Raw genomic sequence first — 14822 nt, forward strand, 5'->3', positions numbered from 1 at the left:
GAGATTGGTCGTACCAGAACAACTTCGTGTGGAGGTAGTGATGAGTACGACGATGACGACCGCGCGCAGGATTCGGCCGGGGATCGCGGTGCTGTGGGTGGTGCAGGTGTTGCTGGCCGGATCGTTCCTCATGGCGGCCCTGCCGAAGCTGTCCGGGGATCCGGTGATGGTCGAGATGTTCGGCATGATCGGCGCCGGGCAGTGGCTCCGCTACGTGGTCGGCGGACTCGAGCTTGCCGGGGCGATCGGGTTGCTGGTACCGCGGCTGTGCGGGCCGGCCGCGGTCGGCCTGGGCGGGCTGATGGCCGGAGCGATCGTGACCAACATCGCCGTGCTCGGCGCCTCGCCGGCCGTCCCTGCCGTCTACCTGCTGGCAACCGCGGTGATCGTCTGGTTCCGGCGATCCACGATCCGAGAAGCGATCACCGCCGTACGTCGCTGAACGTACGACGTACCCCCTGGACGGCCTGCACCGGCGGCTACGAGAGCTTGGCGTTGGTGTGGAGGGCGAGGCCGTCGCGCGGGGGTACGTCGGCGCGGAACCAGCCGGAGGGGTCGACGGTGTAGGTCGGGCCGGTGCAGTGGCCGGGTGTGTAGTCGCCGTGGAAGACGTCGCAGTAGACGCCGGGTGGGAGATCGGTGTGGAAGCTGCGTCCGGTGAGCGCCGAGCTCTCGTCGTTCAGGACCAGGTAGCCCTGGTCGCCGCGGCCGAAGGCGATTGCGTCGTTCCCGTTGTCCCACCACCGGGTGACGGCGGTTCCCCGGACGGCGTTGTGGAAGCCGACCATGTTCGCGATCACGCGCCAGGCGTGCTCACACCGCCACCGGTTGCTGAAGCAGGTCGTGTCGACGGTCTGCCCGGAGCTGGTCGACGGCGGACCCTGGTCGTTCGAGCTGTACTCGTAGCTCGACATCACCTTCGGCGTCCCGTACGTCCAGGCGAGCATGAACGCGTTCGCCAGCGCGTACCGGCCGTGGTCGCGGAAGGTCAGTACGCCGCTCCCCCGCTGGGTGTCGTGGTTGTCGGTGAACACCACCGCGCGGTTCGACGGCAACGGCGACGCGAACGTCCGGAGGTAGGCCAGCCGCTCGGTGTTGAAGATCTTGGCCAGGTCCTTCCCGTAGCGGAACTCGAGCACGTCACCGTTGCCGACGTACTCCTCGGGCGTGATCGGCTCGCCCGCGCCGTGGATGACCTCCTGATAGAGGTACGCCGGACGCGACAGCCGGGCCTTGATCGCGGCGATGTCCGCAGCCGGCATGTGCTTGGACGCGTCCAGCCGGAAGCCGTCGACCCCGATCGCCAGCAGGTCGTTCAGGTACGCCGCGATCCGCCCGCGCACGTAGTCGGACTCGGTCGCCAGGTCGGCCAGATCCACCAGTTCGCAGTTCTGCACCTCGTAGCGGTCGCCGTAGTTGACGATGTCGTCGTTCCCGTTGCGCCCGCAGTGGTGGAAGTCCTGATTCTGATACGTCCCGGGGTAGTCGTAGTGGGTGTACGGCGACCCCGCGCTGCCCACTCCGCCCGACGAGCCGCCGGTCATGTGGTTGATCACCGCGTCGACGTACACCTTGACACCGGCGGCGTGGCAACTGTTGACCATGGCAATGAACTCACTGCGCGTACCACGGCGGGTGTTGTCCAGCTTGTAGCTCACCGGCTGGTAGTCCTGCCACCACGGATAGCCCGAGCCCGGCAGCACCACGTGTTCCTGCGGCGGCGAGACCTGGACCGCGCCGTACCCCTTCGGTCCGAGCACCTGCCCGCACTCCTGTCCGACCGATCGCCAGTTCCACTCGAACAGCTGGACGATCACATCGCGCTGCCCGGGCGGTGCCGCCTGCGCGACCGGCGAGCTCAGCGACAGCAACGACAGACCGAGCAGCAGGATCAGCGCTCTACGGATCATCAGGACTCCCTCGGGGCGGCGGGAACCTCATCAAACCATCAAGCCCTGCGCAACGCGATACGCAGGAGCACACTCAGCTCAGAGCCGGTCGTGACCAGACGTCAGTACGCCGTCCGCGCTCGGTGTGGCCCCGGCACGACCCAGATCCAGGGTCCGGTCGGCGAGCGATGCGTCGGCGAGGTCATGGGTGGCGAGGACCACCGCCGCGCCACCCTCGACCCGCTCCGCGAGCAGGTCGTGGACGTGCTGCCGACTGCGCACGTCAAGGGCCACGGACGGCTCGTCCAGGATGTAGACCTCGGCCTCCTGGACAAGCGCCTGGGCGAGCAGGGTGCGTTGGCGCTGGCCACCCGACAGTTCGCGTAGTCGCCGGCGGGCCAGGTGACTGATGCCCAGCCGTTCCATGATCTCGGCCACGGCGACATGGTCATCCCTGCGGAGGCGCCGGCGGGGCGTGAACCGGCCGATCCGGACCGATTCGGCGACGGTCAGCGGCAGCGCGTCGATGTCGTTGGTGCGCTGGGGAAGCAGGGACACGCGCGTTGCGGCGCCGAGACGGATGCGGCCCTCGGTCGGTTTCTCCACCCCGGCCAGCAGGTGCAGCAGGGTGCTCTTGCCGCAGCCGTTCGGCCCGGTCACGGCCAGCATCGAAGCGGCCGTCACGCGCAGGTTCACGTTGTGCAGGACCGGCGTACCGGCATACCGGAAGCCGACGTGTTCTGCGGTCAGGATCTCCGCGGTCACCACATCCCCTAACTGGCAATGATTATCAATTGCACTATAGTCGACCAGGTGACGTCTCCGCTCCTCGAACCGTTCACCGCCTCCTTCGTCCTGCGGGCGCTCGTCGGCGGCGTGCTGCTGGCCGCCGTGTGCGCCCTCGTCGGGGTGTGGGTGATCACCCGCGGGATGACCTTCCTGGGTGAGGCGATGAGCCACGGCATGCTGCCCGGTGTCGCGGTCGCCTCGATCCTGGGCGGCAACCTCGTGATCGGGGCCGCCGCGAGCGCGTTCGCGATGGCGGCCGGTGTGAACGCGCTGCGGCACAGCCGGGAGTTCGGGCGGGACACCACCATCGGGCTGCTGTTCGTCGGGATGCTCTCCGTCGGGGTGATCGTGGTCTCGCACTCGCGATCCTTCGCGACCGACCTGACGGCGTTCCTGTTCGGTGACGTACTGGCGATCCGCGGGCCCGACCTGCTGCTGCTCGCCGGCGCGCTGGCCGTGGTCGGAGTGACCTCGGCGGCGTGCTACCGGCAGTTCCTGGCGCTGACCTTCGACGCCCGCAAGGCGCGGACTCTCGGGCTGCGTCCGGACCTGGCCAACCTGATCATGCTGATCCTGCTCACGATCACGATGGCGGTCGCGTTCAGCGTGGTCGGCACCCTGCTCGCCTTCGGCATGCTGATCGCGCCGTCGGCGGCGGCGATGCTGGTGGCCCGGCGGATGCCCGTGGTGATGCTGACCAGCTTCGGGATCGGCGCCGTCGCCGTACTGATCGGCCTCTGGATCTCGTGGTACGCCGCGACCGCCGCGGGCGCCACCATCGCCGCGGTCACCGTGCTGCTCTTCTTCGCCCTCCTGGGCGGACGGGCCGTCGTCACCGCCTCGCGGCGCGGTTCGGCCGCGACCCTCGGCTCGTAGCCCTCTACAGAGAAGGATGCTCGTGCACCTCAACCGGATCGTCGGCGCCGCCACGCTGAGCGCCGTGCTCGTGCTGGCCGCGTGTGGCTCGCCCGATCAACCACAGGACGCCGAGGCGACTCCGCACGGTTACGTCGCCGGGGCCGAGGAGAAGGAGGAGATGCAGTCGACCGTCGCGTACGCCGCACGCGGCTCGTCGCGCCTCGGACTGCTCGATCTCGCCTCCGCCGACGAGAAGGAACTCGAGCTGTCGATCGCCGTCCAGCGGCTGACCGAGGACGGTCGTTTCGTGTACGCCGACGACGGCCGCCGTCGGCTCGAGATCATCGACGCCGGTGTGTGGACGGTCGACCACACCGATCACGTCCACTACTACCGCAAGCCGGCCCGCTCGGTGGGCACGCTGACCTTCGACGCTGACATCCGGACGATCACCGGGTTCCGTGGCTACACCGCGATCGGTACGGCCGACGGCCGGATCCGGGTGCTCGACCGCGACGAACTCGAGGCCGGGAAGGTCGTCGAGGCCGGCCGGATCGACTCGGGCAGCGCCACCCCGCTGGCCGTTCCGTACGCCGACGAACTGATCGTCGCCGTCGGCAACGGCGACCGCGGGCGGCCGGCGGACCGCCTGGTCTCGATGGCCGCGGACGGCCGCCGGACGGGCATGGAGGTTCCCTGCCGGGCGCCGCGGGGCTGGGCGACGTTGCGCGGCGGCGCGGTCGTCGCCTGCGAGGACCGCCTGGTGCGGGTGCAGCGCGAGTCCGGGAAGCTCGCCGCGAAAGCACTGCCCTCCCCCCATCGGCCGATCCCGACGGGCGCGTTCGGGTACCGGCCCCGCAGCAACGAGGCCGCACTGGGCGGGCCCGGTGGCATCTGGTCGGTCAACGCCGCCAAGGACACCTTGCGACACCTGCCGGCCGCCGGGCGCGACGTGATCGCGGCCGCGTCTCCGGCAGACGGCAGCATGGTGCTCGCTCTCGCCTCCACCGGCGCGCTGCTCAGTCTGGACCTCGCAACCGGGAAGGTGCTCGCGCAGAAATCGGTGCCCGCGACCGGCCTGACTCTCGACATGAACCGCGCCTATCTACCCGATCCGAAGGCCCGGGTGATCCACGAGATCGACTACGGCGACGGATTGCGCACCGCCCGCGCCCTGCCGGTCAGCGAACGCCCGGACCTGATGGTGGAGGTCGGCCGATGAGGACCGGACGACTGATGGCCGCGCTCGCGGCGCTGACCGTGACGCTGATGGGCGGTGCCGCCTGCGGCTCGTCCGACCGCCCGCAGATCGTGGTGACCACGAACATCCTCGGCGACGTCGTCACCCAGCTCGTCGGCGACGAGGCCGAGGTGAGCGTGCTGATGAAGCCGAACGCGGACCCGCACTCGTTCGGCATCTCGGCCCGCGAGGCGCACGCCATGCAATCGGCGGACCTGGTCGTCTACAACGGCTTGGGCCTCGAGGAAGGCGTACTGCAGCACGTCGAGGCGGCGCGGACCGAAGGGGCGCCCGCGATCGAGGTGGGCGCGCGGGTCGAGCCGATGGAGTACCAGGACGGCGACGCGGCCGGGACGCCCGACCCGCACTTCTGGACCGACCCGGCGCGGATGGTCACCGCCGTCCGGCTACTCACCGACGAGATCGTGAAGCAGGTCGACGGGGTGGACGCCGCGGCGGTGCGGAAGCGCGCGGACGCGTACGCGAAGCAGGTGAGCGACCTGGACGCCGACCTGGCCGAGCGCGTGGCCGGCCTCCCGGCTGAGCGCCGGGTCCTGGTCACCAACCACCACGTGTTCGGCTACTTCGCCGAGCGGTACGACTTCCGGGTGATCGGTGCGATCATCCCGGGCGGTACGACGCTCGCCTCGCCGAGCTCGTCCGACCTGGCCTCGCTGACGTCGGCGATCAGGACGCACCAGGTGCCGGCGATCTTCGCGGACACCTCGCAACCGGCCCGGCTGGCCGAGGTCCTGGCTGCCGAGGCCGGCGTCCAGGTGCGGGTGGTCCCGCTCTTCTCCGAGTCACTGAGCGAACCGGACCAGGACGCCGGGACCTACCTGGACATGATGCGGTTCAACGCCGACGCCATCATCGGCGGCCTGTCCGGCAACGGTCGCTGACCCGGCCCCCTGGTGTCGCTCCGAGGACTCTTGCTGTACTTTGTTGAAAACGATTATCAACTTCATGAAGGAGAAGGCAGTGAACCGACGCGTTGTCCATGGGGTGGCCGCGCTGGCGGCTGCCACGCTGGCGCTCGCCGCGTGTGGATCCGCCGCGGGCAGTGACGGCGGGAGCTCATCCCAGTCCTCGTCGCAGTCCTCGGCCGCGCCCGAAGCCGCGGTGAAGGCGCCGGTGGCGATCACCTACGACGGCGGCATCTACGTGCTCGACGGCGAGACGCTGAAGCCGGCGCACAACGTCACGCTGGCGGGCTTCAACCGGGTGAATCCGGCGGGTGACGACAGCAACGTCGTCGTCTCCACCGAGGCCGGCTTCCAGATTCTCGACGCCGTCGACGGGAAGATGACCGACGTCACCTACCCGGGTGCCGAGCCGGGCCACGTCGTACTGCACGGCGAGCGGACGATCCTGTTCACCGACGGTCTCGGCGAGGTGAACAGCTTCGACCCGAAGGAGCTTGCGAACGGCAAGCCGCAGGGGCGCAAGTACAAGACCGCCCAGCCGCACCACGGGGTCGCGGTGGAGCTCAGCGACGGCACGATGGTGGTCACCGTCGGCACCGAGGACGAGCGGACAGGTGCGCTCGCGCTCGACAAGGACGGCAAGGAGATCGCCCGCAGCGACGAGTGTCCCGGCGTGCACGGCGAGGCCGTCGCCCAGGGCGAGGTCGTCGGACTCGGCTGCCAGGACGGCGTGCTGCTGTTCAAGAACGGCGCCTTCGTCAAGGTCAAGAGCGACCGGGCGTACGGCGCCACCGGCACCCAGGCCGGCACCGACAGCTCGCCGATCCTGCTCGGCGACTACAAGATCGAACCCGACGCGGAGCGCGAGTTCCCCGGCCAGTTCGCGCTCGTCGACACCGCCGCCCAGACGCAGCGGATCGTGCCGATGCCGAAGGGCGTCAGCTACAGCTTCCGCTCACTGGGCCGCGGCCCGAAGGGTGAGGGCCTGATCCTGGGCACCGACGGCAGGCTGCACGTGATCGACCCGGTCGCCGGGAGGATCGTGAACTCCTGGCCGGTTGTCGGCACCTGGAAGGAGCCGGTGGACTGGCAGGACCCGCGCCCGGCCCTGTTCGTCCGCGGCGACGACGCCTACGTCACCGAGCCGGCCACCAAGAAGGTCCACCAGCTCGACCTGACCACGGGCAAGGTCACCGGCTCGGCCACCCTCGAGGCGATCCCGAACGAGATCAGCGGGACCGTCGCCGGACACTGACCGGAGGGCGGGTTCCCGGACGGCAGGGAACCCGCCTTCACCGACGGGGTGCGAGGGTCATCGGGCCGCGCCCCGGACTTTGGCCTGTTGTTGGGCGGTGAGGGCGAGGCGCATGGTTTCGACGGTGTGTTGCTGGGGTGCGGCCGTGGTGGTCCGGTTCCGGACGTCGTGGACGAGGTCGGCGTAGTAGGTGGTCTCGACCTTGGAGCAGTCGATGTACTGCGTGCCTTCCTGGTTGACCAGGAACAGATGGTCGCCGCCGTCGCGGCCGGCGATGTCGACGTACTTGCGGAGCTCGATGTAACCGTCGGTGCCGAGGATCATCAGGCGGCCGTCGCCCCAGGTCGGCAGGCCGGCCGGGGTGTACCAGTCGACCCGGATGTAGCCCTGCGCGTTGTCGCTGCGGAGCAGGATCTCACCGAAGTCCTGCAGGCCCGGCTCGTCGGGGTTGCCGAAGTTGCCGACCGTGCTGGCCACGACCTCCGCGGTCCGGGCGCCGGTGAACCAGAGGAACTGGTCGATCTGGTGCGAGGCGATGTCGGTGAGGATGCCGCCGTACCGGCTCTTGTCGTAGAACCAGTCCGGGCGACCGTCGCCGCCGGCGAGGTGGGCGCGGTCGCCGACGCGGTGCGGGCCGATGCCGAGGGTCTGGACGACGGTCCCGATCCTGCCCTCGCGGACCAGCTCACCGGCCTTGATCACGCTGGGCACCTCGAACCGCTCGGAGAACGTCACCGACCAGAACCGCCCGCTCTGGCTGACCGCCTTCTCGATCTCCTCCAGCTGGTCGACGGTCACGCAGCCGGGCTTGTCGGCCACCACGTCCTTGCCGGCCCGCAGCGCCGCGACCGCGATCGGCCCGCGGCGATCGGGAACGGCGGCGGTCACGATCAGGTCGATCCCGTCCCGGCCGATCAGCTCGTCCGGACTCTCGACCACCGGAACGTCCGGGTACCGCTCCCGGACCCGCGTCGCGATCGCGGTCGACGGGTCGTCGGTCGCCATCCCGGCGAACTCCGCGCCGGCCCGGACCAGGCCGGCGATCTGCCCGAATATGTGCGCGTGGTCAAGCCCGACGGCGGCGAACCTGACAGCTTGCGTGGAAGTCACCCGTACTCCTCCGACTCGGCGTCGCTTCGACTGTCCACTCACCCTATGCCAAGTCGGCAAGCGCTTACCACCCCGTCGCGAGTCCCCCGCCGGTCCGCGAGTCCCCGCCGGCCCGCGATCCGGCCGATCAACCCGCCGACAGCCCCTCGAGCTTCCGGGTGATGGCTTCCCGGCTGGTTTCCGGATCGTCGGTGTAGTCGACACCGACTTCGGCCAGGAGGGCGAGCGCGCGCTGCCAGTGCTGCCGGGCCCGCGCCTGATCCCCGAGTACGGCGTACGCCGCGCCGAGCCCGTCCTCCGCCCGCGCGAGGTCGGCGCGCAGGCCCTTCCGCTCGGCCAGGAGACGGGCCTGCCGGTGCTGTTCGAGGGCGGACCCGCCGTCGCCGAGGTCGACGTACGAACGCCCCATTCCCTGGTGCGCCTCGTACTGCCAGTTCCGGCTTCCGATGCGGCGGGCCACCGTCAGCACTTCGCGGTACGACGCGAGCGCCGCGGACGGGTCGCCGCTGCGGCGGACGGCGTTGCCCAGGTTGTTCAGGCCGGCGAGCTCGCCGATCGGCAGGTCCTCCGCGCGCGAGAGCGCCACGGCACGACGGAATCCGTCGATCGCGGCGGCCGTTCGTCCGAGTTCGGCCTCGGCCCGGCCGCGGCCGATGAGCGCGTCCACCTCCCGGGCCAGGTAGCCGATTCGGCGGGCCAGGCTCAGGGCCTGGTCGAAATGGCTGACGGCCGCCTCGTACGCGCCCTCGCCCAACCGGGTGCGGGCGATCGTCGAGTGCGACTCGAGTTGTCCCAGGTCGTCGCCGGCGTTTTCCGCGAGGCGCAGGGCGCGGGTGAGGTGTTCGTCGGGGTCCACCGAGCTGCCGCCGTACTGCACGGTCGCGGCGAGCCCGAAGTGCGCCTCCACCTCCACCAGGGTCAGCCCTTCCTCGACGGCGAGTGTCAGCGCTCGGGTGAAGTGCTCAGCGGCGGCGGGGTACTCGTTCCGGCGGCGCAGTACCCGACCGAGATCCCCGTGTGCTCGGGCCAACGCGGCCTGGTCGCCCAGGTCGGTCGCGGCCTGCAGTGCGAGGCGGTGCAGGGCTTCGCCTCCAGTGAGGCGGTTGCGCATGATCAGCCAGCGGTGCACGACGCCCGACAGGTCGACGACCTGTCGGTGCAACTCATGCTTGGCGGCCGCCTGGGCGGTGGCCAGCAGGTTCGGGAGCTCCGTATCGAGCCATCCGTTGGCGGCGTACGTCGTCCAGTCCGAGGGGTCGACGACGTACGGCGGATCCGGCCGTCGACTGCGGGTGTACGGATGTGCCAGGTCCATGGCGGCGCTCGCCCACGCGCAGTAGTGGTCGAGAAGCCTGATCAGTGCGGCCGATCGGTCCGACGCGGTCTCGGTGGACTGGGCGTGCCAGACCGCGTGGGCGCGGGTGAGGTCGTGCAGGGTGTAGCGGCCGCCAGGCGCTTCGTTGACCAGGTGCAGGTCCTGCAGTGTGTCCAGCGCTGCGCGGGCGGTGTCGCGATCGGAGCCGAACAGCGCCGCGGCCGCACCGAAATCGACATCCGGGCCCGGGATCAGGCCGAGCAGCCGGTAGGCCCGGCGGGTCGGCTCGTCCAGGGCGGCGTACGACAGGTCGAGCGCGGCGGACACTCCGAGCGTTTCGTCGTCGAGGCGATCGAGTACGACGTCGCGCTGTTCACGCAACCGCCGTACGAGATCAGCCACCTGCCAGGAGCGCCGGGAGCGCAGGCGGGCGGCGGCGATCCGGAGCGCGAGCGGAAGGCCGCCACAGAGCTCGACCACGTCGGTCAACTGATCGGGGCTCTGCCCAGTGAACTCCGCGACGCTGGTGAACAGGTCGATGGCCGCCGACGACGGCAGGGTGCCGAGCCGGATGGTCGCGCCGCGGTCGAGGCTCGCGAGGGTGTGGCGGCTGGTGGTGAGTACCTGGCAGGTCGGGGTCGCGGGCAGCAGCGGCGCGACCTGCCCGGCATCGGCGACGTTGTCGTACACGAAGAGCAGCCGCCGGTCGGCGACCAGGCTGCGGAACAGGCCCGCGCACTCCTCGACGTCGACCGGGACCTGATCGCCCGGCACGCCCAGCGCGCGCATCATCCGGGCCAGGGCCTCGGCCGGCTCGAGCGGGCGACTGCGGTCGCTGAATCCGCGCAGGTCGAGGAAGAGCTGGCCGTCGGGGAAGTCCGGGGCGAGCGACCGGGCCGCCTGGACGGTGAAGGCCGTCTTGCCGACCCCTGCCATGCCTTCGACGGCGATCACGGACCGGCCTGCCGCAACGTACGACCCAAGCTCGGCCAGCTCCTCGATCCTGCCGGCGAAGTGCGACGGCGCCGGCGGAAGCTGGTGCGGCCGGCCAGCCCCCGCCACCGCCACCGGGGCGTGCGGGGTGACTGCTTGTGCGGCTGCGGCCAGCTCGGCCGACTCGGAGGTAGTCAGGTCGAGGATCTGCGCGACCAGACGCAGGGAGCTGCGGCGCGGGCGGACCGACTCGCCGGTCTCCCAGCGGCGCAACGTCCGCGGATCGATCCCGGCTCGCTCACCAAGCTCTTCCTGGGTGAGCAACGCACGCTCGCGCCACCCGCGCAGCAGCTCACCGAAGGTCGACGATCCAGGTCCGGTCACTCCTCCTGCCTCCCCGTCGGAGTCTACGGCGCGGCAAGGCCCCGAACGCCCGCGGCGAGTGCACCTACGGCGACCGCGACCGAAGTGTCCGGAAGATGTCCGGTCGACGACCTGGGACCGGCACGTACCTCGGCGAAGAGTTGGGCAGGTAGACCACCAACCCTTGGAGGACAGATGAAGCTCGCCCTCAGCGTCACGACCACCGCACCCGCCAGGGACGACCGCGAGTGGTTCGTCCCGGACGAGACGCAGTCATGGCTTCCGCACGCCTGAGTTCCTCGCCCCACATCCACGACTGGACGACGCGGTCGCGGCACCGGACCAGCCTGGGCGTGGTCGCCTACGCGCACTGTGCCTGCGGCCGATGGCGGGTCCACCGAGAGACCACCGTCCACGCCGGACAAACCCTGTCCGTCATTGCCTCCCCGACCCGGTAACTCGCCGTACGCCTTCCGGACGAATACATGTGAGCTGAGAGGGGTACCTCGGCGGCATGCACCGGGCTACGCCGGTGGGCTCGTAGTGCCGGGAGGGCGGGATGAGCAGAGGGCGTTTCGGCGGCAGTACGCCGTACCTGACCGACGGCGTGCCGGTCCTGTCGGTCGGTAGTCACCGGAATCCGCGTGACGGTGCCTGCTTCATGGAGTACGCCGGGTATCTCGCCGGTGAACCGTGGTCGGACCACCCGCGCTGCACGCACCCGCTCCTGGCTCATCTCGCGCGGGCGGTCAACGACCGGACGTCCGATGCCGGGCGGGGCGCGCTGGCGCCGATGATCCCGTCGGTGATCGGGCTGACGTCGGACGATCCGGCCGTCCATCCACGGCTCGTCGCCCGGGTGGTCCGGACCGCGTTGCCGCTCGTGGCGCGTCAGGACCAAATGGTTCTCGCGGTCGCGCTGATCCGGGCCCAGCAGATGATCGCCGAACTGGAGGACGGCTCGGACGACTCGAGCCGCCGAGTGCTGGACGAGTCGCCGCTCGCCACCGGGTGGGTGGCGAGCTTCCTCCGCCGGCGGGCCCGTCCACGACTCGCGACGTACCTGCGCCGAGCAGCCCCCAACTCCATCTCCGCGGCCACGTACGCCGCATCCGAGACCACCCACGCGGCTCCGGACGACCTCCTCCGCCAAATGCTTGCCAACGGCATCGAAACCCTCACCCAACTGACCCCCGAGAGATCCGCCGCCCCGACCTCGGTCGCGTCAACCCAGTAGGCCCGCCCCGGGGTGGTGTGAAATGGGGGCATGTTCACGCTGGAGGAGATCGACGAGATCCACGAGCGGCTCGGGAATGCGTCGACGCTGGCGGCGTACCTCGAGGCGCTGCGCGGGATCGGGGTGACGAGCAGCGACACGTACCTGACGGACGGGCGTACGACGTACTTCGGCGACGGCGGGCACCAGGTGACGTCGGAGCCGACGCATGACGTGTTCCCGATCGCGGCGGTCGGGGACAAGGTGGCGATGGCCGAGGGACTCCGGCGGCACGAGGAGGAGGGGACCTCGTACGTCGAGGTGTCCCGGGCGCTGGCCGACGCCGGGGTCGAGAAGTGGACCTTCGACACGCGGGCGCTGACGATCACCTACTACGACCGGGCCGGATCCGAATTGCTGTCGGAGAGGCTTGGTTAGTCGGGCTTGACCCTGACGTTGCGTCAACCCTTCACCCTTGGAGCGGGAACTTCCCGCACACAAGGAGGTAGCGGATGATTCGGGTGCAGGGTCTGGAGAAGTCGTACGGCGAGCTCGCCGTACTGCGCGGTGTGGACTTCGAGGTGGAGCGGGGCAGCATCTTCGCGCTGCTCGGGTCGAACGGGTCGGGGAAGACGACGACCGTGCGGATTCTCGCCACGCTGCTGAAGGCCGACGCCGGGACGGCCGTCGTCAACGGGTTCGACGTGGCGACCCAGCCGGCGGGTGTCCGGGAGTCGTTCAGCCTGACCGGGCAGTTCGCCGCCGTCGACGAGATCCTCAGCGGCCGGGAGAACCTCGTACTCGTCGCCAAGTTGCGCCACCTCGACGACCCGGGCGGTGTCGCGGACGAACTGCTGCGGCGCTTCTCGCTCACCGACGCGGGCGCCCGGCGCGTGTCGACGTACTCGGGTGGCATGCGCCGCCGCCTGGACATCGCGATGAGCCTGATCGGCGACCCGCCGGTGATCTTCCTCGACGAGCCGACGAGCGGCCTCGACCCCGAGGCCCGGATCGAGGTGTGGGAGACCGTGAAGGGTCTCGCCGGCCGGGGCACGACGGTCCTGCTCACGACGCAGTACCTGGAAGAGGCCGAGCAGCTCGCCGACCGGATCGCGATCCTCCACCAGGGCCGGATCGTCGTGAACGGCACCCTCGCCGAACTCAAGAAGCTGCTGCCGCCGGCCACGATCGAGTACGTCGAGAAGCAGCCCTCGCTCGAAGAAGTCTTCCTCGCCGTCGTCGGGGACCGGAAGTAGGAGATCGAGACATGACCACGCACTTCCTCGGCGACACCACCGTCCTCACCGGACGGACGATGCGCCACGTCACCCGCAGTCTCGACACGATCATCACGACCGCGATCGTGCCGATCCTGATGATGCTGATGTTCGTGTTCGTCTTCGGCGGCGCGATCGACACCGGTCCGGTCGACTACGTCGACTACATGCTGCCCGGCATCCTGCTGATCACGGTCGCGTCGGGCGTCGCGTACACCGCGTTCCGGCTGTTCTCGGACCTGCGGAGCGGGATCTTCGAGCGGTTCCAGTCCATGCCGATCGCACGGTCGGGCGTCCTGTGGGCCCATGTGCTGACCTCGCTGTTCGCCAACGTCATCTCGCTCGTGGTCGTCGTGGCCGTCGCGCTGCTCATGGGCTTCCGTTCCGCGGCCGGCGTACCGGCGTTGCTCGGGGTCGCCGGCATCCTGGTGCTGTTCACCCTGGCGCTCACCTGGCTGGCCGTCATCCCCGGTCTCACCGCGAAGACCATGGAAGGCGCGAGCGCGTTCTCCTATCCGCTGCTGTTCCTGCCGTTCATCAGCTCGGCCTTCGTGCCCACCGCGACCATGCCCGGCCCGGTGCGCTGGTTCGCGGAGAACCAGCCGGTGACGTCGATCGTCAACACGGTCCGCGACCTGTTCACCCAGCAGCCGGTCGGCGACGATGTCTGGACCGCCCTGGGCTGGTGCGTCGGCATCCTCGTCGTGGCGTACGTCGTTGCCATGGTCACCTATCGCCGGAAGATCGCCTGAGGCAGTCTGGGACCCATGCTCACCATCAGCCAGCTCGCCGCGTACGCCGGCGTGACGGTGCGGGCGGTACGCCACTACCACCAGATCGGACTGCTCCCGGAGCCAGAGCGCAACCGGTCCGGCTACCGGACCTACAACGCCGCGGCGGTCGTGCGGCTGCTCCGGATCCATGCCCTGGCCGAGGCCGGCGTACCGCTGGCCAGGGTGCAGGAACTCCTCGACGCCGGTCCGGAGGAGTTCGCCGCGGCTGTCCAGGACATCGACAAGCAACTGCGAGCGGAGATCCGGCGGCTGCAGGGCAACCGGAAGCGGATCGCCCGGCTGGCCGCCGGCGAGAACCTGGCGCTCCCCCGGAGCGTCGTGGGCTACCTCGACCGGCTGCGCGATCTCGGCGTCGAGGAGTGGTACATCGAGCTGGAGCGGGATGCCTGGATCCTGGTCGCCGCCCAGGTGCCCGACCAGATCGACACCGTGATCGCCCTGAAGCACGAGGCGCTGCACGACCCCGACATGGTGAAGCTCTACAGCCTTCTGCGCGGCGCGCTCGACTGGGCGGACGACGATCCACGAGTCATCGAGATGGCCGACATCCTGGAGCGCCTGATGATCCGCGCGGTGGAGGCGGGTGAGGCGGGCGCCGAAGGCTTCGACGACCAGTTCGTCGCCCTGATGGACTCGGCCATGCTCGAGGCCGCCCCCGGCGCCGAGCGGCTGCTCGCGATCCTGGAGCAGCGCGGCTGGAGAGGCTGGACCCGCGTCGAACGTGTGCCTCCGGCCACACTCCCCCGCCGGCCGGCCGGCACGGAGTCCAGCGACTGACGCCGTACTTGCAGCCAGGGCGGCCGGCGACGTAGGTTTCCGTGCGTTGATGCGATCGGGTCGCATGTGAGGCTGCGGAG

At 70.0% G+C, this 14822-nt stretch carries 14 protein-coding genes; 10 read left to right on the forward strand and 4 right to left on the reverse strand.

Going from position 1 to position 14822, the window contains the following annotated elements; translation table 11 throughout:
• Nucleotides 1-40: 40 nt before the first annotated feature.
• Nucleotides 41-442, forward strand: a complete 402-nt coding sequence (locus ACQPYZ_RS19925) for a DoxX family protein (protein WP_433157953.1) — start codon at nt 41-43, stop codon at nt 440-442.
• A gap of 37 nt (nt 443-479) precedes the next feature.
• Here ACQPYZ_RS19925 and ACQPYZ_RS19930 read toward each other — a convergent pair whose 3' ends face one another.
• Both ACQPYZ_RS19930 and aztA read right to left on the reverse strand, forming a co-directional pair.
• Complete coding sequence (locus tag ACQPYZ_RS19930) at nt 480-1910, reverse strand: alpha-amylase (RefSeq protein WP_433157955.1); 1431 nt, start codon at nt 1908-1910, stop codon at nt 480-482.
• Between the two features lie 78 nt (nt 1911-1988).
• Nucleotides 1989-2654, reverse strand: a complete 666-nt coding sequence (aztA, locus tag ACQPYZ_RS19935) for a zinc ABC transporter ATP-binding protein AztA (protein WP_433157958.1) — start codon at nt 2652-2654, stop codon at nt 1989-1991.
• 48 nt (nt 2655-2702) lie between these two features.
• Here aztA and aztB point away from each other — a divergent pair, with 48 nt between their 5' ends.
• The 4 genes from aztB to aztD all read left to right on the forward strand — a co-directional run bounded on the left by aztB (nt 2703) and on the right by aztD (nt 6957).
• Nucleotides 2703-3554 (forward strand): zinc ABC transporter permease AztB, encoded by an 852-nt coding sequence (gene aztB, locus ACQPYZ_RS19940; RefSeq protein WP_433157961.1) that lies wholly within the window; start codon nt 2703-2705, stop codon nt 3552-3554.
• Between the two features lie 22 nt (nt 3555-3576).
• Nucleotides 3577-4758, forward strand: a complete 1182-nt coding sequence (locus tag ACQPYZ_RS19945; protein ID WP_433157964.1) for a hypothetical protein — start codon at nt 3577-3579, stop codon at nt 4756-4758.
• Nucleotides 4755-5678: a zinc ABC transporter substrate-binding protein AztC gene (gene aztC / locus ACQPYZ_RS19950; protein WP_433157967.1), complete on the forward strand. Its 924-nt coding sequence runs from the start codon at nt 4755-4757 to the stop codon at nt 5676-5678. The genes ACQPYZ_RS19945 and aztC overlap by 4 nt, the downstream gene beginning before the upstream one ends.
• A gap of 79 nt (nt 5679-5757) precedes the next feature.
• Nucleotides 5758-6957, forward strand: a complete 1200-nt coding sequence (aztD, locus tag ACQPYZ_RS19955) for a zinc metallochaperone AztD (protein ID WP_433157970.1) — start codon at nt 5758-5760, stop codon at nt 6955-6957.
• 57 nt (nt 6958-7014) lie between these two features.
• On the opposite strand, the gene ACQPYZ_RS19960 is transcribed toward aztD, so the two are convergent.
• Entirely contained in the window at nt 7015-8067 is a 1053-nt protein-coding gene (locus ACQPYZ_RS19960) for a Gfo/Idh/MocA family protein (protein WP_433157972.1), read from the reverse strand.
• Nucleotides 8068-8194: 127 nt separating this feature from the next.
• Nucleotides 8195-10699: an ATP-binding protein gene (locus ACQPYZ_RS19965; protein WP_433157975.1), complete on the reverse strand. Its 2505-nt coding sequence runs from the start codon at nt 10697-10699 to the stop codon at nt 8195-8197.
• Nucleotides 10700-11237: 538 nt separating this feature from the next.
• On the opposite strand from ACQPYZ_RS19965, the gene ACQPYZ_RS19970 reads away from it, so the two are divergent.
• The 5 genes from ACQPYZ_RS19970 (at nt 11238) to ACQPYZ_RS19990 (ending at nt 14742) form a co-directional block, all read left to right on the forward strand.
• Nucleotides 11238-11915: a hypothetical protein gene (locus ACQPYZ_RS19970; protein ID WP_433157978.1), complete on the forward strand. Its 678-nt coding sequence runs from the start codon at nt 11238-11240 to the stop codon at nt 11913-11915.
• Nucleotides 11916-11945: 30 nt separating this feature from the next.
• Nucleotides 11946-12332, forward strand: a complete 387-nt coding sequence (locus tag ACQPYZ_RS19975) for a DUF1398 domain-containing protein (RefSeq protein ID WP_433157981.1) — start codon at nt 11946-11948, stop codon at nt 12330-12332.
• A gap of 74 nt (nt 12333-12406) precedes the next feature.
• Complete coding sequence (locus ACQPYZ_RS19980; RefSeq protein WP_433157983.1) at nt 12407-13150, forward strand: ABC transporter ATP-binding protein; 744 nt, start codon at nt 12407-12409, stop codon at nt 13148-13150.
• Between the two features lie 11 nt (nt 13151-13161).
• Complete coding sequence (locus ACQPYZ_RS19985) at nt 13162-13923, forward strand: ABC transporter permease (protein ID WP_433157986.1); 762 nt, start codon at nt 13162-13164, stop codon at nt 13921-13923.
• A 15-nt stretch (nt 13924-13938) separates the two neighbouring features.
• Complete coding sequence (locus ACQPYZ_RS19990; RefSeq protein ID WP_433157989.1) at nt 13939-14742, forward strand: MerR family transcriptional regulator; 804 nt, start codon at nt 13939-13941, stop codon at nt 14740-14742.
• The last annotated feature ends 80 nt before the right edge of the window (nt 14743-14822 follow it).

It is taken from the genome of Kribbella sp. CA-247076, assembly GCF_050942445.1.
Classification (GTDB): domain Bacteria; phylum Actinomycetota; class Actinomycetes; order Propionibacteriales; family Kribbellaceae; genus Kribbella.

Excerpts from the sequence above, each read along its gene's own strand:
- ACQPYZ_RS19925 (WP_433157953.1), top strand. The coding sequence starts at position 41 with ATGAGTACGACGATGACGACCGCGCGCAGGATTCGGCCGGGGATCGCG.
- ACQPYZ_RS19930 (WP_433157955.1), bottom strand. The coding sequence starts at position 1,910 with ATGATCCGTAGAGCGCTGATCCTGCTGCTCGGTCTGTCGTTGCTGTCG.
- aztC (WP_433157967.1), top strand. The coding sequence starts at position 4,755 with ATGAGGACCGGACGACTGATGGCCGCGCTCGCGGCGCTGACCGTGACG.
- ACQPYZ_RS19970 (WP_433157978.1), top strand. The coding sequence starts at position 11,238 with ATGAGCAGAGGGCGTTTCGGCGGCAGTACGCCGTACCTGACCGACGGC.
- ACQPYZ_RS19975 (WP_433157981.1), top strand. The coding sequence starts at position 11,946 with ATGTTCACGCTGGAGGAGATCGACGAGATCCACGAGCGGCTCGGGAAT.
- ACQPYZ_RS19980 (WP_433157983.1), top strand. The coding sequence starts at position 12,407 with ATGATTCGGGTGCAGGGTCTGGAGAAGTCGTACGGCGAGCTCGCCGTA.
- ACQPYZ_RS19985 (WP_433157986.1), top strand. The coding sequence starts at position 13,162 with ATGACCACGCACTTCCTCGGCGACACCACCGTCCTCACCGGACGGACG.
- ACQPYZ_RS19990 (WP_433157989.1), top strand. The coding sequence starts at position 13,939 with ATGCTCACCATCAGCCAGCTCGCCGCGTACGCCGGCGTGACGGTGCGG.